This window comes from Marinobacter sp. HL-58, assembly GCF_001314605.1.
Classification (GTDB): domain Bacteria; phylum Pseudomonadota; class Gammaproteobacteria; order Pseudomonadales; family Oleiphilaceae; genus Marinobacter.
Window position 1 is genome coordinate 112,333 of the sequence record NZ_LIHP01000016.1, and the last position, 20,265, is coordinate 132,597.

Genomic DNA, 20,265 nt, shown 5'->3' on the forward strand with positions numbered 1-20,265 from the left:
ATTTTGCCATCATTCCCGGTTGGACAGCCAGACACTTTGGTAGGGTTTGAGGGTCAGGCAGCCGGAGAGGTCATCGATCTTCAGGCCGGAGATCAGGTCCTGCCACTCATCGGTGCCGATCAGGTTGATGTCGCCCAGGGACACCTGCTGCACCTCGTCGGTGATGTTGTGAATACAGAAGATGGACTGGTCCCGGCGCATGCTCTGGCGCCAGAAGCCGAACAACTGAAGCCCCAGGTGCAGGGTGAACTGGGTGGCGTTGGGGTGAAAGGCCGGTTGCCTGCGGCGAATACCGATCAGGCGTTTCAGTTCAACGAAGACCTTGTGATGGTGGCTCAGCGGATCCGCCAGTTTGGCTTCCAGTGTTTCCAGGTTCCACTGCCCCCGATTGATCGAGCGCAGCCGACCCGTATTCGCGACCCGGTCATGATCGTTTTCAGTGCCCAGAAGGCTGTGGATGTAGAAGGCGGGAATGCCCTCCAATGCCAGCATGATGGTATAGGCGCAGATAAAGCGATGCAGTTGCCAGTGATCCGCCCCCCTCTCCGCCGTGCCCTTGAGGGCATCGAACAGAGCCACGTTCATTTCATAGGGTTGGTCCTTGCCGTCCGGTGTGCGCCGGTAGGACACCTTGCCGCCGAAGGATTCCATGGTATTGATCAGCCGCTGCTTTTCCTCATCCGTCAGCAGCCCGTCCGTGGGGCGCAACCCGACACCGTCGTGGGACGCGACAAAGTTCAGGTAGGTAGTACCCATCTGGGCCGGCGGCATGCTCATCAGCCAGGTTTTCAGATGCCGGCAGTTGCCGGTAACCAGGGTGTTGATCAGCAGCGGCGGCAGGGAAAAATTGTAGATCACATGGGCTTCGTTGGCGTTGCCGAAATAGGTGAGGTTCTCCCGGTTGGGGACATTGGTTTCGGTGATCACCACGCCGTGGGGGGTGTGATGCTCAATGAGTAACCGCAGAATCTTGATCAGTTCATGGGTTTGCTGCAGATGGATGGATGGCGTGCCCACCTCTTTCCACAGGAATGCCACCGCATCCAGCCGGAAGATGGTCACGCCCCGCTCCAGATAATAACGGATGATGCCCACAAACTCGTTCAGCACCTGGGGGTTGGCAAAGTTCAGGTCCACCTGGTCTTCGCTGAAGGTGCACCAGACATAACGCTCTCCGTCATCCGTCTGTACCGCGTTAAGCAGGGGCGATGTGCGGGGGCGAACCACGGCGCTCAGGTCGTCGGTGGGCCGGGCCTCGAAGAAATAGTCCTTGCCGGGGTCGATTCGTTTTCTGAAGTTCTCGAACCAGCGGCTGCGGGCGGACATGTGGTTGATCACCAGGTCCGCCATCAGCTTGTAGCCGCCGGCGATGCGCTCGATATCCTCCCAGTCGCCGTGGGACTCGTTGACCGCCAGATAGTCCATCACCGAGAAGCCGTCGTCCGAGCTGTAGGGGAAGAACGGCAGTATGTGTACCGCCGATACCGTGTCCTTCAGGCAGTCCTCCAGAAACCGGTACAGGGTCTTCAGTGGTTTTTCATTTTCCCGCTGTACCGTGTCTGCGTAGGTGATCAGCATCACGTCAGACTCGTCCCAGTTGTTCTGGTGCGCCGGGGGTGCAGGGGTGTCCGGTTGCAGGCCCATGGTGGACAGCAGCTGGTCGGCCAGGTATTCCGTGTCCACCTCCGGGTAGACCACCTCCAGCATGGTGGCGAGCTTGTGATGCAGGGTGTTGCTCATGGTTGCGGCTCCGGCCCGGTTCTCACTGGCGATACTCCTGATTGTCCAGTTCCACGGCTTCCATCAGTTGCTCCTTGATATCCGGAATCGCACTGGTAACCCGGTTCCAGCTGGGAATAAAGGGGGTATCCATCGGGTTGTCCAGGAAGTAGGCCCCGGCCAGCATCACGTTCTGGGCGAACAGTTCCACCGCCTTTTCTTCCTTGTGGCGGTCGTAGCTCAGCCCATTGATGATGGCATCGCTCTGGTAGGTTTCCACGAAATCCAGGGCAATACGGAAATAGGTGGCCTTGATGGTGCGGAATTTCTCGTTGGAGAAGATCTCGCCGTTGGTGGCCAGCTTGCGGAACAGGGCCTTGCTGATGTCCGTGCTCATTTTGGACAGGCCGCGGCTGGCGTCTTCCGGGGAAAGCTCCTGGTGCTTGTGGTCGTAGGTGTCGGCGATATCCACCTGGCACAGGCGGTTGGTGGCGTAGTTGCGCTTCATTTCCGACAGCACGCCCACTTCCAGCCCCCAGTCACTGGGAATGCGCAGGTCTTCGATGACGTCGGTGCGGAAAGAGAACTCCCCGGCCAGGGGATAGCGGTAGCTGTCCAGATAATCCAGGAAATCACTGGGGCCACACACTTTTTTCAGGGCCCGGATCAGCGGCGTGACCAGCAGGCGGCTGACGCGGCCGTTCATTTTTCCGTCTGCCACCCGGGCGTAATAGCCCTTGCAGAACATGTAGTTGAAATTGGGGTTGGCCACCGGGTAGATCAGCCTGGCAACCAGATCCCGGGAATAGGTCAGTATGTCACAGTCGTGCAGGGCCACCGATTTGCTCAGGCCGGAGGCCAGCACATACCCGAAGCAGTACCAGACGTTCCGGCCCTTACCCATTTCCGTGGGTGCCAGGCCCTGCTCCCGCAGCTTCAGGTCCAGCGCTTGTAACCGGGGCCCATCGTTCCAGAGCACCCGAACATGCTGGGGCAGTTCCGAGAAATACTCCAGGGCGTGCCGGTATTCCTGCTCATTGGCCCGGTCCAGACCAATGACGATCTGCTCCAGGTAAGGCACCTTGGCCAGTTCCTTTACAATGTTCTTCAGCGCCGGGCCTTCCAGTTCCGAATACAGGGATGGCAGTACCAGCGACATGGGCCGGGCTTTGCGAAAGCTCATCAGTTCCGCTTCCAGCTCCTCCACCGGCCGGCGGCAGAGGTTGTGAAGGGTGGTTATGATGCCGTTCTGATAAAAGTCGCCCATGGTGGAGCTCCTGTGGTTTCAGTAACCGTACTCAATCAGCAGATTCAGTACGCATTCATTCCAGCCTGCAGGGCCCTCCTTGATGGAGCGTATTGCCCTGCTCTGGGAAGGCAGCGATACGCTGTCTGACTGCGCGCCTTTGACAATGACCGCAATATCCGCCTCCTCCAGCATGTGTTGATCGTTGGGGCTGTCACCCAGCGCAATGGCAATGATCTTCTCCGCTGGGTACTGCGCCTCATACTTGCGCAGCAAAAATCGGACCCCATCGGCCTTATCGAAGGTTCCCATGGCATGAAGAAAGCGCCCACCCTGCACCAGGCGGCAGTTTTGCGCGGCGAGTTTCTGCCTGAAAGCCTCCAGGGATGCGTCGTCCCCCTCCCACAAAAGCGGCTCGGTGCCAGCCCGGTCCTTCGCCAGCTCCGCCGCTGACTCAGACAGGCCGGCATTGCGGGCCAGCTCTGCTGCGCTCATGTCGCTGAAACTGCGGAACTGAAAGCCCTCGTCTCGCAGTTGTGCGAGTAATGCGAGGACATCATCCCGGGATGCCCCAAAAGTCTCCACCTGCTCCGGGCCCGGTCCAAAACAGTTCGCGGGGATAACCACGGCGGCACCGTTTTCAACGATATAGGGCGCGTTATTGTCCAGTTCGTCCCTCAGCGCCCGGATCTCGCCGGCGGTTTTGCTGGAGTTGAGCACCACCGGTATCTTTGCTGCTGCCAGCCGCTCCAGAGCAGGCCTGGCGGCGGACCAGTGGTAGTTGTGATGGTCCAGCAGGGTGCCATCCAGGTCAGAAAAGACAATCAGGCGGGGCTTGGGCATGGCGGCATCCTCTACTGGCGTTGTCGTATCAGCGGTTCACTGAAGTTGTGGTCTTCATCCACGTGAATCACGCAATCCGCGCGCGCGGGCATTTCCTCCAGACTGGCGCGGGTGATTCGTTCGTAGTGCATGATGAACCGGGCAACCTCCTCTTCACTCATGATGCGCAATGGCTGTGCATGAGCACCGTCTTTTTCGCCCTCTTTTGGTGCACTGTTTAACGTTTCCCTGAGCTTATGCTCTTGCAAGGTGCGCCACTGGTGAACACACTCCAGAGAGGGCGCCTTGAGCATGATCAGGCTGTCGATCTGGCTGAAAAAGCGGCCGTAGTCGCCCTGCAGGCAGCGGTTGACGTATCGGCGCCAGATGCCTTCAGGGTCTTCGGATTCTTCCAGTGCGTTGACCGGTGTCAGCAACTCACTCTCATCGGCTGCGGGTTCTGCGCCCATGCACCAGCCTTCAATCAGGATAATGTCTGCCCTGCCCCTGAACACCGGCCACTGGTCTTTCGGGCGGCGGTCGTCCCGGGATTTGTCGAAGGCGGGAATGGCGGTTTCAGAATCCGGCCCGGCCGCTTTCAGCTGGTCGATCACCTGCTGGCCCAGGCTCAGATCGTGGGTGCCTGGTACGCCCCGTGTGATAAACAGGGGGTGAACCTCTTCGGCCAGTTTCTCCCGTTCGGCGCGGGTGAGATAGAGGTCGTCGAGGGAGAAGTTCGCCGTGGGTATGCGATAGTGGGCGGTCAGCAGATCCCGTAAAAACAGCGTGAGGGTGGATTTTCCGGTGCCCTGGGCGCCGTGGATGCCGATAACGACAGGTTCACTGCGGGCCTGTCTGAGGCTGTGGAGGTGCTGGGCCAGGGGGAGGATGGTCTTTTTGGCGATGTCGGCGTAGGAATCGGGGAGTGATTCCTGTTTTATCAAAGTCTGGATGGTGGTGGTCAGTTCGGGTGTAGACACGGTTGGCTTTTCCCCCTTTGGTTTGTATCGGGTTTTGCAGGTTTTGTACCAGATTGGAGTATAGGTGGTCGACGCCGGGTTGTTTGTCGCGGGCTTGAGTTATCTGGGACACTGGTGTTGTAAACTTGGGAGTTAACTTCTCCGCCCAAAGAGATACTTACGTTATATGAGCAGCAATGAATTCAAAATCGAACACCGCTACCTTGAGCTTCCCGACAGTTTCTACACCCGGGTGCAGCCCACGCCGTTGAAGGACGCGCGGATGGTGTGTTTTAACCATGAGCTGGCCAGGGAGATGGGGTTTCATACGGACAATCCCGAGGAGTGGACCGGGGTTGGTGCAGGAACCGAGCTGCTTGAGGGGATGGATCCGGTGGCGATGAAGTACACGGGGCACCAGTTCGGGATGTATAACCCGGATCTCGGGGATGGCCGTGGGCTGTTGTTGTGGGAGACGGTGGGCCCAGATGGGCGGCGTTGGGACTGGCACTTGAAGGGTGCGGGGATGACGCCCTATTCGCGGTTCGGGGATGGCAAGGCAGTGCTGCGGTCGACGATTCGGGAATATCTGTGCAGCGAGGCGATGGCGGCGCTTGGGATCCGGACCACGCGGGCGCTGTTTATGGTAAGTGCGAAGGACCCCGTGCGGCGGGAGTCGATTGAGACTGCGGCGGCGTTGATGCGGGTGGCGGAGACGCATATCCGCTTCGGGCATTTCGAGTTTGCGGCTCATCATGAGGGGCCGGGGGCGGTGAAGACCCTGATGGAGCATGTGATTTCATTGCACTTCCCTCACCTGATCGACCTGCCCGAGGACGAGCGTTACCAGCGCTGGTTTGTGGAAGTGGTGGAGCGCACGGCGCGGATGATCGCGGACTGGCAGGCGGTGGGGTTCTGCCACGGGGTGATGAACAGCGACAATATGTCCATCATCGGGGATACCTTTGACTACGGCCCCTATGCGTTCCTGGACGATTTCGACGCCGGTTACATCTGCAACCACACCGACCAGGGCGGGCGTTATGCCTACAACCGCCAGCCCAACGTCGGTTTTGTGAACTGCCAGTACCTGGCCAATGCACTGCTGCCCGTGATGAACGAGGATGATGTGCGCCGGAGCCTGCGGCGTTATGAAATCGCCTACAACGAGCGCTTCCTGCAGAACATGCGGGACAAGCTGGGGCTGGCGCAGGAGGATTCGTCGGATCTCAGCCTGATTATGGATACTTTCAGCATGCTGCACGAGCACCATGTGGACTACACGCTGTTCTTCCGGGGTCTGTCCAATCTCACATCAAAGGGCTCATCACCCATCCGGGATCTGTTCGTGGACCGCAGCGTGGCGGATGAGTGGCTGGAGCGCTACGAGCAGCGCCTGCAAAACGAAACCCGCGCCCATGACGAGCGGGAATACCAGATGCGCAAGGTGAACCCGAAGTACATCCTCAGAAACTACCTGGCGCAGCAGGTGATCCTGGAAGCCCAGAGTGGCAACTACGAGCCGATGAAGGAATTAATTGAGGTACTGAAAAAGCCGTTCGATGAACAGCCGGAAAACGAAGAATATGCAGCACAGCCCCCGGATTGGGGGAAGCATTTGAATATCAGTTGCTCTTCCTAGGGAAAAGATTTTTTGCCACTAAATCCACGAAATCCACTAAAAAAAACAATAACTGATCTGTTTTTTTTCATTTTTTCGTGGATTTAGTGGATTTCGTGGCAAATCTTTTTTTAAACGGCTTTAGCGGCAATGATCTTGTCGTGCCACTCGGCCGGGCCGGTCTGATGAACAGAGGAGCCCTTGGAGTCCACTGCAACAGTCACCGGCATGTCTTCCACTTCAAACTCGTAGATGGCTTCCATACCCAGTTCCGGGAAGGCCACCACTTCCGCGTGCTTGATGGCCTTGGACACCAGGTAGGCTGAACCACCCACCGCCATCAGGTAGACGGCGCCGAACTCACGGATGGCGTCGATGGCTACCTGGCCGCGCTCGGCCTTGCCGATCATGCCGGTAAGGCCGGTTTTTTCCAGCATGGTGCGGGTGAACTTGTCCATGCGCGTGGCGGTGGTGGGGCCGGCCGGGCCAACCACTTCCTCACGCACCGGATCTACCGGGCCCACGTAATAGATGAAGCGGCCTTTCAGGTCTACTGGCAGCTCTTCGCCGCGCTCGATCATGTCCACCATGACCTTGTGGGCGGCGTCACGGCCGGTCAGCATCTTGCCGGACAGCAGCACGGTTTCGCCCGGTTTCCAGTCTTTCACATCTTCCGGAGTGACCGTATCCAGGTTCACGCGGCGCACGCTGTCACCCACTTCCCAGGTGATTTCCGGCCAGTCGTCCAGACTCGGCGGGGTTTGCAGTGAGGGGCCGGAGCCGTCCAGCACAAAGTGAGCGTGGCGGGTGGCGGCACAGTTGGGAATGATCGCCACCGGCTTGTTGGCGGCGTGGGTGGGATAATCCTTCACCTTCACATCCAGAACCGTGGTCAGGCCACCCAGGCCCTGGGCGCCGATGCCCAGTTCGTTGACCTTCTCGAACAGTTCCAGGCGCAGTTCTTCAGCTCGGTTGGAGGCGCCGCGGGCCTGCAGGTCGTGGATATCAATCGGATCCAGCAGGGACTCTTTCGCCAGTTCCATCGCCTTCTCGGCGGTGCCACCAATGCCGATGCCCAGCATACCGGGCGGGCACCAGCCGGCGCCCATCTGCGGCACCATCTTCAGCACCCAGTCCACCACGGAATCCGACGGATTGAGCATGGCGAACTTGGACTTGGCTTCGGAACCACCACCCTTGGCGGCCACGTGGACATCCACGGTGTTGCCCGGAACCATCTTGTAATGGATGACGGCGGGCGTGTTGTCCTTGGTGTTGGCACGCTTGCCGTCCGGGTCTGCCAGCACGGAGGCGCGCAGCACGTTATCCGGATGGGTGTAAGCGCGACGAACGCCCTCATTGATAATGTCGTCCAGCGGCATGTCCGCATCCCACTGCACATCCATGCCGATGGTCACGAAAACCGTCACAATACCGGTATCCTGACAGATCGGCCGCTTGCCCTGGGCACACATGCGGGAGTTGATCAGGATCTGCGCCATGGCATCCTTCGCCGCCTGGGATTCTTCCTTCTGATAGGCCTCGTACACTGCCTGAATAAAATCTTTCGGGTGGTAGTAGGAAATGAACTGCAGCGCGTCCGCTACGCTCTCAATCAGGTCGTCCTGGCGGATTACGGTGGTCATAGGCGTCTCATCAGGTCTGGTTTATAGATCGGTTATGAATTTCAGGGCTGTGTAAACAGAAGCGCGAAGTTTACCAGAAAATCCTGAAACGAGGGATCAGACTGAAGGGGAAGCTTTTCACCGGAATCTTGGCGAAACGGCGCCAAATGACTGTAATATCGTCGCCAAAGTCGAATCAGACCGCAGGAGACACCGTGACCGAACTCGTCCTCACCGAAAAGAACAATCACATCCTTACCGTTCGTATCAATCGCCTGGACCGCAAAAACGCCCTCACCCATGACATGTACACCGCCCTGGGCGATGCCATCGAACAGGCGCAGAACGACAGCGACATTCGCTGCCTTCTTTATACCGGCAGCGAAGACTGCTTCACCGCCGGCAATGACCTGGGCGACTTCGCCGCGGGCCTGCCCGGGGATTTTGAGGATACGCCCGTGGGCCGTTTCCTGTTCCTGCTGGCCACCACCAACAAACCCATTGTGGCGGCCGTCAATGGCCCGGCGGTGGGTATCGGCACCACCATGCTGCTGCATTGCGACCTGGTGTTCGCCGGCAACAACACCCACTTCCAGATGCCGTTCGCCAACCTTGGCCTCTGCCCGGAAGGCGGCTCCAGCCTGCTGCTGCCCTCCTGGCTTGGCCGGGTGCGCGCCGCAGAGCTGCTGATGCTCGGTGATGCCTTCACCGCCGACGATGCCCTGCGCATGGGGCTGATCAACCGGGCATGCAAACCGGCGCAGACAGAAACCGCCGCCCTGGAAGCCTGCACCCGGCTGGCGGCCCAGCCACCAGCCGCCATCCGCGCCACCCGGGAACTCCTGAACAGGGCCACCGCCGAAGAGCTCAAAACCACCATGCTGGCCGAGGGCAAACTGTTCGCTGAACGCCTGAAATCTCCCGAAAATGCCGAAGCCATCACGGCCTTCACGGAAAAAAGAAAACCCGATTTCTCAAACTTCAGCTAAGCTCGGAACACCCGTCCTGAGGGACTCGACAAACGTCTCAGGGCCAACTATTTTTCAATGAAGCCGAACTCCGACTGTGCGGGTGGGCTCCCAATGGTCAGAATCACACTTTAGAGCGATCAACTGTTGCTTTACTGACGTTATAGTCAGAGTTACAGAAAACTTGGCACAGAGCGCTGGCCAGAAATTCAGACAACAGAATAAGCAGAACAGGCCACTGACATTGGGTTTACCGGACCAGACCGGCCCCGTCAGCAGCCGAACATAACGACACAACAACAGGAAAAGGTTCCACACCCATGTTCAAGAAAACTCTAATAAGTCTTGCTGTGGCGTCCTCCCTTGGACTAACAGGGTGCTTTGATAGCGCCGGCTCCGGGTCGCAGAATGCGAATCCGGAGCCAAAGGTTAACAACCCGGACATTGATGGTAAGACCTGGCCAGTTTTTAATCCGATCACCAGCGAAGTGCCTATTCCAAGTGACCTGAACTTTGACCAGGAAGCGCAAGATGGCTCCTTCGGCATTGATGGAGACGAGACAAATCCCGTCATTGGAGCTCTCAACAAACTGAGTGGCGCGTCCACGGTAGCTCCTGCCGTTGTCCGAATGAGTGGCGATATTGACATCGATTCCGTCGACTCAAGAGCTTTCATTCCCAATCCTGCCTTCGATCCAGAAGCCGATCCACAGACGGAACTGCCGGTCATCCCCAACCCTAACCAGAACGTTTTCCTGATTGAGCTTGCCTATGCCAGCGGCGAGCCCGTCCGTGCCCTTTCAGCAGGAGAGCCACCGACCATTCCCCTGGCCGTTACTTTCCAGCTTGCTGCCGGCCAGGATCCCCTCGGCACCGGTGAAGACCTGCAAGGCCGAAACCGTGAACAGGCGATTGGGTACCTGATGGAACTCGCAGAATCTCCCGCCTATGATCACGACGTGGTAGAACTGAATGGCGACTCTGCAATTCGCGTGCGTCCCAACACGCCTCTTAATCCTCTAAGCCGTTACGTGGTCGTGGTCACCGACGGCATTGAGGATGTAAATGGCGATGCAATTGTTGGTTCCCCGTCATACCAGAATCTTGGCGAGGAAGACGAGCCCCTTGGTAACAACGCTCTCGCTCCCGTCAAAACCCTGATCACGGGCTTCTGGGAAAACATCAGCACCAATTATTTCGCGCTGAACAACAGCTCCCGTGAGGGTGCGGGGCTGGCTGCCCTTGGCAAGGACAATATTGCCCTGTCGTACAGCTTTACGACCAGCGAAGACAAAAAAGTTCTTAGCCATATCGCCAACCCGGCCAACTGGATAAGTGACCAGCTTGAAAGGCAGGTTAAGGTAGGTGCTGCCGGTTTAAGAGCGGCAGCGGCAACTGTTTTTGAAGCACAGGCTAGCGGCGAGCCCTCGGGACTGGACCCGGAACGTTTTGGTCTTCCCGAAACGGCGACCGATGAGCAGGTTCAGGCTGCTGTTGTGGCGGCCCTTGGCAAAGATCCAGAAAATGACGTCGTTGAACCATCAGATTTTCTTCGTCCGGGGAACGATGATCCGACGTCATTCGGTTTCGGAGATACTTCCTATTTCGTACAGGTAGCAACATCGGGATTTACCCCCAGTGAGGTGCTTGGCAGCGACTTCGGGGACTGTGACGCCCTCGATGGTAAGCAAAAGTTTGATTGTGTCGGCGCTACTGCGGAAGCAGGATTTGGTATCGCAGGTATCGAATTCCCCATACCCGAGGCCCGCGATTTTGGCATCGACTCCACCAATGATGCGCTGTCGGTATCAGCTGTGCTCTCTTCACTGGATGTTGAAGCGGGCGATATTGATGTCCATCAGGGTTTCATTGAGCTGCCGCAGTATATCAGCGTGCCTGACGCGAACCAGACTGGCCCAACATCCTCGATCCGCACCCAGAGCTGGCAGCCAGATTCCGGCCTTGCCGCAATCCTCGGGGATCAGCTTGATGCAACGATTCCCCAGGAAGATTCGGATGTGAGTTCAGTGCTCAATTACAACTTCCCGTTCCCCACGCTGCAGGATGATGTCCGGGTACCCATGCTCGTCATCACTCCGAATGGAGAGAATCCGGCCGATGACAGTGGTACTCCGCTTATCCCGGTGATTTTCCAGCACGGTATCACGACCGACCGAAGTGCCGCACTTGCCTTCGGCACCCAGTTGGTCGCATCCGCTGAAGAGGCAGGCCTGAGCCTTGCCGTATTTGCGATCGACCAACCCCTGCACGGTGTATCACCGTTCACGCTGGAAGATCAGGAAAGCCTTGCACTAACATTGCTGGTTCAGGGTGGGGTTGTTGACCAACCTGAACTGGACGACGAAGGCAATCCTATCGTGACGCCCGAAACCCAGGCAACGATTGATACGGTAATTGCTGGAGAGTTCCCAGCACAAATTCTGACCGCGATCGCTTTGGGCCTCGAGCCACTCGATGCATCCCCCGATACCCCATGCGAAGACGCGAGGTTCGACGGAATGCCTGACGGGGCCGGTGGTACCGTATCCGGCGAGCGGTCGTTCGATGAAGCAGTTGGCAATGTTTTGGCAGGCCAGTGCGATGACGTAATTGTTGGCGCGGGCGAAGACCCGGTAAATGCTCCGGCCCTGGGTTTAGCGTTCTCACTCGATACGACGGTTGCCAATGCGGGAAGCACTATTCCGGGGCTCGAACCTGCGAATACTGCCACCGGTTATGTCGAAGGCGAAATCAACGAGCGCCACTATGGCTACACAGCTGACCCGGATAACAATCCGATGGCCATGGACTTCGAAGAGGGCGTTGGCAGCTCTGGATCGCTGTTTATCAACCTGACCAACTTCCTGAACTCCCGCGACATTCTTCGCCAGGGCTCTATCGACCTGATGAACCTCGCTGCGACGATCAATGGCATGGACGGAGTCACCGGTAATGGAGTGAATTTCGTTGGGCATTCCCTCGGCACGCTGAACGGTGGTGCCTTCGTGGGTGCGGCCACGGCGAGTGGCAACGAAGACCTTTTGGTGGCGTCGTCGCACCTGCTTACTCCGGTCGCTGGTACTACACGACTGCTTGAAAACTCTCCGAGCTTCGCGCCAACCATTCTTGGTGGTCTGCAAGTCGCGGCTGGTCTCTCGCAAGGTGATGCCGATCTTGAGACCTTCCTTAATGTGAACCAGGCGACTCTCGATGCGGTTGACCCCATCAACTTTGCCAACGAACTTGCTGTTTCAAACACTGTTCTGGCTCAGGTAGAGGGGGACCGCACTACTCCGAATGCCGCCGACACGCGTTACGGTGAGGACAAAGGGCCGTTGGATATCACCTTCCCCAATGGCCTTCGCGTCCAATCACCGGCAGCGCCGCTCTCCGGCTCTGAGGCGCTCGCTCTGATCATGGGCGCCAAGGCAACTGAGGAACCACTGGACACGCCGATGATTACTCGCTATGAAACAGGTGTCCACGGAACCCCGGTTCTGCCACAAGAAGAGATTGCCGAACCGGGTGACGTGTTGAAAGACCGCACAATTGCCGCCGGCGGCGAGGTGATTGTCTCTACGGAGGATGCCCAGACAACCTTTGGCACAATGATTGAGCAAACAATCCAGCTAATCGGAACTACGATACCGGATTGAATTTCATGAGGTGTGAAGCTGAGGCCGCCATCGTTGATGGCGGCCTTTTTTGTTTCAGCTTTGCACAGGCACGCGGCTTGTACTCCATACTCTATGCAGCCACAACACCGATACTCCCCTCACCCCCAAACATCTCTACTGCAAAGATCATCTCTACGCGTCATCAACTAGGGTACGAACCGGGATCACGTCACAGGCGTTATGCCAAGCCAACAAAAAACCCCGAAGCCAAGCCCCGGGGTTCCTGTTACCATACACAGCTGCAGGAATTCTCTATTTTAGCCTATTAGTTACTGATGGTTATCTCCCCATCAGTCAGTAGGTTCTGTTCGATTTCCTCCTCCGTAAAGTACAGCTTCCTCGCATCTTTCTGTGAGTAGCGACTGCTTTGGTCGATAAAGAAGTCAGATTCTGTATCTGCGGATTGGGAATAACTGGTCAGCCCATAGGCCTGAGGCCCCTCATCCGTATACTCGAGCCCGAAATGCCAGCTTGTACCGCGGGCAATCAACCAACCTTCTCCATCGTTAGCAGATAGTCCTGCCGCGAAGCCGGCTCCACTGTCAGAATCATATTCCGGGGTATTCACTCGCGGAATGCGCGTATCTTCAGCGAAATTATTATCCACCACGCCAATGGCGTTGAAGGCACCTTCTACATTGCCATCACCACCGTGCCATGGAATTCTTGCGGAGAGCGCCTGAGCATTTGCCGGATCCCCTCCTGGCGGAACACCTCCAGTGGGCTGATAGTACTGAACCTCACCCAGCGGGCTATCAAGTGCAATACCGGCATCCTCCAGCAATACCATTGCTGCTGCCAGGGACTGAAGCATAACGTCATCAGCCTCGCCGCGATTGTCCGTTGAAGGGTCAGCCGGCGTGTTGACTGGATCCGCCGGATCGAAATCCGTTTCCAGGTCATCGGGGAAGCTTCGATTGTAGATATCGATAAACGCCCTGAACAGATGGGCACCGGTACTGGTTAGATCATAGGTTCCATTCCAGTCATTCAAGGTATCACACCCTTCTGTAACATCCATTGAGCCAGGTGATGTCACCTCGGGATCTGACGGCAGGAGTCCTTGGGGCACTTCAACAGGGTCGCTTATCTCAGTGCAGCGAGCCCGCAGTTCTGGCAAGAACTGTTCGGCGTACCAGGCCCGGTTGTTCCAGATGGTGTTGATCAGATCCTCGGCGCTGAATTTGCCATCCTGACCGGCGGGCGGTGGGGTATTCGGGTCCAGTCCCGGATCAGTTGGGTTCTGAAGCATTTTGATGCCAAGTCTCGTGCGGGGATTCACCGGCGCATTCTCAGCGCCGAAGAGGGGCGAAAAACCAGTTAGAAACTCATCAGGGTTGGTGGCCCAATGACTGCTATTGGAGTTCTGAACCCAGTCTGCACGTTGCAACTGGGGCTTATCCTCAAAAGGCACCAAGCCTGCACACTCCCCTTCTACCCAGTCATCCCGGGACTTTGAACCGTCAAGGAGGGTGACACCGCCATCAAACAACTGGTTGAACGCCGGGCTGGCAGTGCGCTTGAAATCAAGGACCGCAAGAGAAGCCCCAGAGAGATTGGGCACGGAGCTACTATCAATATAGTAGGCATTGCCCTGATCGTCTGCGTATGTGGTGTTCGTCCACAGGGTGGTACCACACTCACGGAACACATTCTTAAACTCCTCAAGATTCGTCGCCCGACTCATCTCAAGCCAGGTATCAAGCAGGCCGGAGGTATTCGCATTAGCATCGCGATAGGTATAAGCGGCCGGTTCACCGTTGACAAGCCCCGTCCCACCCCACTCCGGGAAGGCGTCGTTGGCCTCGTTTGCCGCCAGCATAGGGCCGTATTCGGAGAACCAGAAGGTCCTTTCAAGAACGACCGGCTCAGGGCCGCCCATGTTCACTTCAATCTGAAAGGTTTTGGAGGTTATAGGCTTTTCGACGCCGTCTTTAATATAGGTCAGCGGGTCACCTGCCTTCAGCTCCAGTTCATACCAGGTAAAGCGTCGGCTGGTGGTCACTGTGTGGGACCACGCCAGATTCTCGTTGAAGTTAATCAGCGGAATGGCCGTGCCAAGCAGCCCCGCGCCATTGACATTCAGGTAGCCCGGAACAGTCAGCTGGGCCTGGTAGAGCCGCCTGTGGCCGGTGTACGGAAAATGGGGATTCGCGAGTAACGCACCTTTTCCATTCTCGGTCAGTTCAGAGCCAATACCCCAGGCGTTGCTGGCCAGGCCCATGTCCGCAAAGTTGTCGATCCTGCGAACGTTCTGTCGAGCAGCCTCTGCCACTTGCAAGAGCTTGCCAGTGGTATCGTCAGTATTCTGAGCCAGAATCGGCTCGGCTGACTCTCCCGGAGGTACCGCGGCAAAGGCCAAGCCAGTGGCAAATTGCGCACCACTGGCAAATTGCCCCACGATCCGATAGTGCGCCAGCAGATCGGTTGGCTCGATTTCCTTTACCCAGGGCTGGTCACGGCATTCCGCAGGTAGGGCGCTGGGGTCGGTTTCGCTTACGTACCGGTTATATCCGGCCGTGAAACCTTCAACCATGGCGCGACTTTCTTCAGTAAGCTGTGGAAACTCGGCTTTGGCTCCGCTGAGTATGTCCTGCGCCATATAGCTGAAATCGTTGATTATATTGATACTGTTATCGCCGGGGCCAAAATACTTCGCCCTTTCACTCCTTGCCTTGACGAATGCCTCTGCCAACAAACACACATTATCCTGGGCCTGTACGTAGCCATGTCCAAAAGCCGCCGAAGCAAGATTATTCGCCTTTATATGCGGAACCCCGTTCGTCGTTCTCCTTATATTTGCCTCAAATTTACCGTCCGCCGGGAAGAGCTGTTCGTTCACTGAGTCACCGGAACTGGAAGAGCTGCTACCGTCGAAACATCCTGTTATCAGAAAGCTGCTGGCCAGCGCTACTCCAGCAGCTTTCAATGCGCCTTTGCCGGCGCTCCTGAAAGGTTTGCGAAGCAATTTCATAGTTGTTTGTCCATTGTGATTGTTATGGATGAGCCAAAGATGACTCACTCTCACAAATTAGTAGACAAACTCATTCTGCGCCAAGAACTGACGCTCGTTTCATTTTTTATTTACTACGTCGTTATCAGCCCCCAATACCCGCCCAACATAACGACTCTCACAAGGCGTCCCACTGAACTTGATCGGATGCCCTATCTGCTTCTGGAAACCACCGCCCTCCCTGGCCACCTCTATCACCATATTCCGCGCCTTCATCTGGGGATGCTCCGCGGCTTCGGTAATCGTCAGTACGGGCTCCACACAGGCATCCACGCCTGCAAACACCGCTTCCCACTCTTTCAGGGTTTTCCGGGCAAAGGCGGCTTTCAGGGCTTCGCGGATGGTTTGCTGGTGTTCGGGGTTCTGGCTGAGGGCGAAGCTTTTCATCTCGGGGATATCCAGGGCTTCGCACAGCCGGGCCGAGAACTGGGGTTCCAGGCTGCCGACAGAGATCCAGCGGCCGTCGCTGGTCTGGTAGTAATCGTAGAAGGTTCCGCCGTTAAGCATTGAGCTTTCCGGTTTCTGTTCCTGCCCCCCTGCCAGCGCGGCGGCGCCGGCCATGCCATTCAGGGCGAAGGCGGCGTCGGTCATGCTGATGTCGATGTACTGCCCTTCCCCGGTTTGCTGCCTGTGAATCACCGCCGCCAGGATGCCCATGACCGCATGGTGGGAGCCGCCAGCCACGTCGGCCACCTGGATACCCAGGGGTGGTGGGCCGGACTCCTTGCGGCCGCTGTGGCTGGATACGCCGGCCAGGGACAGGTAGTTGATGTCGTGGCCGGCACGGTCTTTGTAGGGGCCGGTCTGGCCATAGCCGGTGATGGCGCAGTAGATCAGGTTCGGGTTGATGGCTTTCAGGGTGTCGTAGCCGATGCCCAGCCTGTCCATCACGCCCGGGCGGAACTGTTCGATAACCACGTCGTAGTCTTTTACCAGGCGCTTGATCACGTCCGCACTGCCCTCTTTCTTCAGGTCCAGGCCAAGGGAACGCTTACCGCGGTTCAGGAAGGTGTGGGCCGTGCTTACGCCGTCTTCCAGCGGGGGCATGACGCGGGTGAGGTCCAGCCGGTCCGGGGCCTCCACCCGCAGGACGTCTGCGCCCATGTCCGCCAGCAGCATGGTGGCGTAGGGGCCAGGGAGCAGCGTGCTGAAATCCAGTATCTTGAGGTGGTTTAGCGGGCCGGGCATGCAAATCTCCTTATGGTTGCATTGTAAGCGAAGGGTTTTATGATGGGCTTCATTCAAAGAAGGATAAAGGATCACATGTCGGAACTCACCGTTTCCAGACACTTTGTGGAAGCCGCGCTGATAGGCGCCGGGAAGGCGGGTTTTGATACCCGTGCCTTGCTGCGGGAAGCCGGGATTTCACCGGATCTGCTGAGAATCGAGATGGCGCGGGTCAGCAGCACCCAGTACAGCCGGCTGATGCAGATTATCTGGAACCGCATGGAGGATGAGTTCATGGGCCTGGGCCCCCGGCGCTGCCGTACCGGCACCTTTGCCACCATGTGTGCCCTGGTGATTGACTGCCCCAACCTGGAAGCGGTATACCGGCGGGCCTTCGATTTCTGCCGTCTGTTCGAGCCCATGGTGGCCATGAAGCTGGAGGTGGATGACCAGACCGCGCGACTGGAAACGGTGATTGAGGGTGATATTCAGGACCCGATGTATTTTTTTCGGGAAAGCATTCTGGTGATCTGGCACCGGCTGGGCAGCTGGCTGATCGGGCAACCGGTGGAGTTGCTGAAGGCACAGTTCAGCTATCCCCGGCCGCCCCATGGCGATGAATACCGGCATATTTTCCATTGCCCTCTGTCTTTCGAGGCCGGGAAAACGGCACTGACATTCGACAAGCGTTTTCTCCAGGCACCGGTAATCCGGGACAAACCCGAGATGCGCCAGTTCCTGAAAACCTCGCCGGCGGATCTGTTATCACGCCCGGATGAAAGCAATACCTTTACCGGCCGGATACGGGCGCTGATCGGCCGGGACTTTACCCGGTCATTGCCGGATTTCGAATGGATTGCCGCGGAACTGCATACCAGCCCCCAGACCCTTCGGCGGCGGCTGAAGCAGGAAAACACATCGTTCCAGGAAATCAAGGACTTGCTGAGGCGGGATATGGCCATTTACTACCTGTCGCGGCCGGATTTACCCATTAACGACATTGCCTTCCGTGTCGGATTCACCGAGCCTTCCACCTTCCACCGTGCGTTCAAGAAGTGGACAGGCGTCACCCCCGGGGCCTACCGCGAGGGTGAGCGGGGTCAACTGCCGGACTGACTGGCCCCCTGCATCGTCTTTATCAGACGGCCTAGGGTGCGGGCAATTTCCCGTGCCCTTTCCCGGTCCTCGCTCAGCTTCATCAGGCGTGAGCCATCTCTCGGATCGTATATCCAGCAACTGCTGGTTGAGCTCTCGCAGTTCCACTCCACCTGCGGATTGACCCCGAACACACCCAGCGACTCCGTTGTTCGGACCACCCGGTCGTTGTCCTCACGGCGGGACTCCTGAATGCTGATCGTGTCGTTGCGTCTGTCCAGCGTGTAGGCGATATCTGCCGGCTGGTCCAGCCTTACGATTCGCTGGTCGGCTCTCCATCCCGCCGCCCCGAGAAGGGTATTGGCGTGAATCACCAGGGCTTGCTCATCCGATTCAGCCAGGTACAGCTGCTTCAGATTCTCCAGTGATTCCTCACCAGCAGGCTCTATGATGGCAACCGGCTCACTCTTGTCCTGCCCGTTTTCACTGGCATTTGCCCCCTCTTGCTTTCGCTCCTTCTCAACCCGTGTAATCAGATTGAGGGCGTCGCGGTAATGCTCACCGTCTTCGCCGGCCCGGCTGACGTAGCGTTCCAGTGCCGCCCGCGCCTCGTTAAAATGCCCGGCCTCCAGCATCACCCGGCCGCGAAAATAGTAATAGTCCGCCGGTTTGTCCCCTTCCAGTTGCTGAAGGCGGTTGAGATATTCCCCCGCTTCGCCCCAGTTCTCGCCGGTGACCGCCTCTTCAGTGGCCAGCATCAGCCTGCGGATTTCGTGTTCAGGCTCCAGTGCATCAACCTGACCGGCCATCAGCAGCGATGCCAGAAAAAGGCCGCAAGCCGATCGGCGCCCGATGCGGGTTATCTTCACCATGTGCTTTACTCCTGCTGGTTATCCCGGACGGCGTCGTCTTCGGCGTCCACTTCTGCCTGATCCATGATCGCTTTCGGGAGTTCTTTTTTAACACGAACGCCCAGCTCCACAAAGCGATTGGCCTGGGAGATCAGATTACCGCGCCCACGGGTCAGGGTGTTCATTGCGGAATCATAAGTGCCCTGTGCAGTGTGTAGCTGGGTGCCGAGTTTTTCCATGGCCTCCACAAATATCCTCAGCTTGTCATACACTGCACTGGCCCTGTCAGCAATGCGACGCGCGTTCTGGCTCTGGCGCTCGTACCGCCAGATGTTCTCGATGGTGCGCAAGGTGGCCAGTAACGTGGTTGGTGTAACCACAATAATCTTTCGCTCAAATGCTTCTGCGAATAGGTTCTCGTCCTGCTGAAAAGCGGCTACAAATGCCGGTTCAATGGGCATGAACAGGAAGACGAAGTCCGGCGAGTGCAGACCGTGGAGCTGGCTGTAGTCCTTCTCGCTCAGCGCCCGGATGTGGTTGCGAACGGCTTCCACATGCTGCCGTAGCGCCTCTTCCTTTGCCTCTTCATCTTCTTCCGTCGCCCATTGCTGGTAAGCCACCAGCGACACTTTCGAGTCCACCACAAGGTTACGCTGGTCAGGCAGGTGCACAATCACATCCGGCCGCAATAGCTGGTTGTTGTCATCGCGGTAGCTGCCCTGGGTTTCGTACTCGATGCCCTTGCGCAGGCCGGAACGCTCCAGCACTCTCTCAAGGATCAGTTCACCCCAGTTGCCCTGGATCTTCTTGTCACCCTTGAGCGCCCTGGTCAGGTTGGAGGCCTCTTCAGTGATCTGGCGGTTCAGTTCCTGCAGGGACTTTATTTCGCTTCTCAGGGCCTGTCGATCACGGGTTTCGTTGGTGTAGACGTCCTCCACCCGCTTGCGAAAATCCTGCAGCTGGTCACGGAACGGGTTGAGCAGGGTATCAATGCTGGTCCGGGTCTGCTGGCTGAAACGCTCGCTTTTCTGTTCAAAAATGCGGTTGGCCAGGTTCTCGAACTCCTGCTTCAGCGCATCGCGATTCCGTTCCAGCAGTTCCAGTTTTTCAGTGGTAGACCGGCGCTCTTTCTCAAGTGTGACTTCCTGCTCCCTGAGAGCGACTTTTGCGTCACTGAGCGCCCGGGCAAGCTCATCGGCGCGCTGCTGTTGCGACACTCTCTCAGCTTCAAGCTGCTCAATACGCTCCAGCCGGGACCTGCTTTCGGACTCCAGGCCAGCCACCTGATTGTCCAGAACCGCCGCGCGTTGCCGCCAGCTTTCAGTGGTGCGGTTACCCTTTATCACCATGAACACCAGCAGGCCCACAACCAGGGCCAGCATGGCCGCGGACACAACAATCTCCGGCTGGTTTTCCATCGCAGCAACTACGGCCTGGGGCACCCTGATCTCCTTGACTGATTATTCGAATATGACAATGCAGCAACAGTTTACCGTATTCGC

Annotated in this window: 13 protein-coding genes; 4 read left to right on the top strand and 9 right to left on the bottom strand. The window is 57.6% G+C overall.

The genetic code is table 11. From position 1 onward, the window contains the following. Positions 1 to 9 precede the first annotated feature (9 nt). From HLUCCO03_RS13010 to HLUCCO03_RS13025, 4 genes are read right to left on the bottom strand one after another with little or no spacing between them, the layout of a single operon-like run. Complete coding sequence (locus tag HLUCCO03_RS13010) at positions 10 to 1,740, bottom strand: sugar phosphorylase (protein WP_027831440.1); 1,731 nt, start codon at positions 1,738 to 1,740, stop codon at positions 10 to 12. A gap of 22 nt (positions 1,741 to 1,762) precedes the next feature. Then, positions 1,763 to 2,986, bottom strand: coding sequence for a glycosyl transferase (locus HLUCCO03_RS13015; RefSeq protein WP_027831439.1), 1,224 nt, complete (start codon positions 2,984 to 2,986; stop codon positions 1,763 to 1,765). Between the two features lie 18 nt (positions 2,987 to 3,004). Beyond that, positions 3,005 to 3,808, bottom strand: a complete 804-nt coding sequence (locus tag HLUCCO03_RS13020) for a mannosyl-3-phosphoglycerate phosphatase (protein ID WP_027831438.1) — start codon at positions 3,806 to 3,808, stop codon at positions 3,005 to 3,007. Between the two features lie 11 nt (positions 3,809 to 3,819). Further along, a complete protein-coding gene (locus HLUCCO03_RS13025; protein ID WP_292016718.1) occupies positions 3,820 to 4,767 on the bottom strand; it encodes a hypothetical protein in 948 nt (315 codons plus the stop codon). A gap of 166 nt (positions 4,768 to 4,933) precedes the next feature. On the opposite strand from HLUCCO03_RS13025, the gene HLUCCO03_RS13030 reads away from it, so the two are divergent. After that, entirely contained in the window at positions 4,934 to 6,388 is a 1,455-nt protein-coding gene (locus HLUCCO03_RS13030) for a YdiU family protein (protein ID WP_027831437.1), read from the top strand. Positions 6,389 to 6,498: 110 nt separating this feature from the next. Here the strand turns inward: HLUCCO03_RS13030 and HLUCCO03_RS13035 are convergent, their stop codons facing one another. Then, positions 6,499 to 8,013, bottom strand: coding sequence for a fumarate hydratase (locus tag HLUCCO03_RS13035; protein ID WP_027831436.1), 1,515 nt, complete (start codon positions 8,011 to 8,013; stop codon positions 6,499 to 6,501). 194 nt (positions 8,014 to 8,207) lie between these two features. On the opposite strand from HLUCCO03_RS13035, the gene HLUCCO03_RS13040 reads away from it, so the two are divergent. Together HLUCCO03_RS13040 and HLUCCO03_RS13045 are read left to right on the top strand one after the other, a co-directional pair. After that, positions 8,208 to 8,981, top strand: coding sequence for an enoyl-CoA hydratase (locus tag HLUCCO03_RS13040; protein ID WP_027831435.1), 774 nt, complete (start codon positions 8,208 to 8,210; stop codon positions 8,979 to 8,981). A gap of 299 nt (positions 8,982 to 9,280) precedes the next feature. Next, a complete protein-coding gene (locus tag HLUCCO03_RS13045; protein ID WP_027831434.1) occupies positions 9,281 to 12,616 on the top strand; it encodes a hypothetical protein in 3,336 nt (1,111 codons plus the stop codon). A 286-nt stretch (positions 12,617 to 12,902) separates the two neighbouring features. On the opposite strand, the gene HLUCCO03_RS13050 is transcribed toward HLUCCO03_RS13045, so the two are convergent. Both HLUCCO03_RS13050 and HLUCCO03_RS13055 read right to left on the bottom strand, forming a co-directional pair. Further along, positions 12,903 to 15,611 carry a penicillin acylase family protein gene (locus tag HLUCCO03_RS13050; RefSeq protein ID WP_027831433.1) on the bottom strand — a complete coding sequence of 903 codons (2,709 nt, stop codon included), beginning with the start codon at positions 15,609 to 15,611 and terminating at the stop codon, positions 12,903 to 12,905. 99 nt (positions 15,612 to 15,710) lie between these two features. After that, a complete protein-coding gene (locus HLUCCO03_RS13055; RefSeq protein WP_036197367.1) occupies positions 15,711 to 16,838 on the bottom strand; it encodes a CaiB/BaiF CoA-transferase family protein in 1,128 nt (375 codons plus the stop codon). Positions 16,839 to 16,913: 75 nt separating this feature from the next. On the opposite strand from HLUCCO03_RS13055, the gene HLUCCO03_RS13060 reads away from it, so the two are divergent. Next, positions 16,914 to 17,933 carry an AraC family transcriptional regulator gene (locus tag HLUCCO03_RS13060; RefSeq protein ID WP_027831432.1) on the top strand — a complete coding sequence of 340 codons (1,020 nt, stop codon included), beginning with the start codon at positions 16,914 to 16,916 and terminating at the stop codon, positions 17,931 to 17,933. Here HLUCCO03_RS13060 and HLUCCO03_RS13065 read toward each other — a convergent pair. Then, positions 17,918 to 18,784 (bottom strand): M48 family metallopeptidase, encoded by an 867-nt coding sequence (locus HLUCCO03_RS13065; RefSeq protein ID WP_027831431.1) that lies wholly within the window; start codon positions 18,782 to 18,784, stop codon positions 17,918 to 17,920. The two genes, HLUCCO03_RS13060 and HLUCCO03_RS13065, sit on opposite strands and share 16 nt — an antisense overlap. Positions 18,785 to 18,789: 5 nt before the next feature. After that, positions 18,790 to 20,145, bottom strand: coding sequence for a DNA recombination protein RmuC (gene rmuC / locus HLUCCO03_RS13070; RefSeq protein WP_292016734.1), 1,356 nt, complete (start codon positions 20,143 to 20,145; stop codon positions 18,790 to 18,792). Between the last annotated feature and the right edge of the window lie 120 nt (positions 20,146 to 20,265).

What these genes read in the sequence shown, in the direction of transcription:
- HLUCCO03_RS13010 (WP_027831440.1), bottom strand. Translation starts at nt 1,740, where the DNA reads ATGAGCAACACCCTGCATCACAAGCTCGCCACCATGCTGGAGGTGGTC.
- HLUCCO03_RS13015 (WP_027831439.1), bottom strand. Translation starts at nt 2,986, where the DNA reads ATGGGCGACTTTTATCAGAACGGCATCATAACCACCCTTCACAACCTC.
- HLUCCO03_RS13020 (WP_027831438.1), bottom strand. Translation starts at nt 3,808, where the DNA reads ATGCCCAAGCCCCGCCTGATTGTCTTTTCTGACCTGGATGGCACCCTG.
- HLUCCO03_RS13030 (WP_027831437.1), top strand. Translation starts at nt 4,934, where the DNA reads ATGAGCAGCAATGAATTCAAAATCGAACACCGCTACCTTGAGCTTCCC.
- HLUCCO03_RS13035 (WP_027831436.1), bottom strand. Translation starts at nt 8,013, where the DNA reads ATGACCACCGTAATCCGCCAGGACGACCTGATTGAGAGCGTAGCGGAC.
- HLUCCO03_RS13045 (WP_027831434.1), top strand. Translation starts at nt 9,281, where the DNA reads ATGTTCAAGAAAACTCTAATAAGTCTTGCTGTGGCGTCCTCCCTTGGA.
- HLUCCO03_RS13050 (WP_027831433.1), bottom strand. Translation starts at nt 15,611, where the DNA reads ATGAAATTGCTTCGCAAACCTTTCAGGAGCGCCGGCAAAGGCGCATTG.
- HLUCCO03_RS13055 (WP_036197367.1), bottom strand. Translation starts at nt 16,838, where the DNA reads ATGCCCGGCCCGCTAAACCACCTCAAGATACTGGATTTCAGCACGCTG.
- HLUCCO03_RS13060 (WP_027831432.1), top strand. Translation starts at nt 16,914, where the DNA reads ATGTCGGAACTCACCGTTTCCAGACACTTTGTGGAAGCCGCGCTGATA.
- HLUCCO03_RS13065 (WP_027831431.1), bottom strand. Translation starts at nt 18,784, where the DNA reads ATGGTGAAGATAACCCGCATCGGGCGCCGATCGGCTTGCGGCCTTTTT.
- rmuC (WP_292016734.1), bottom strand. Translation starts at nt 20,145, where the DNA reads ATGCTGGCCCTGGTTGTGGGCCTGCTGGTGTTCATGGTGATAAAGGGT.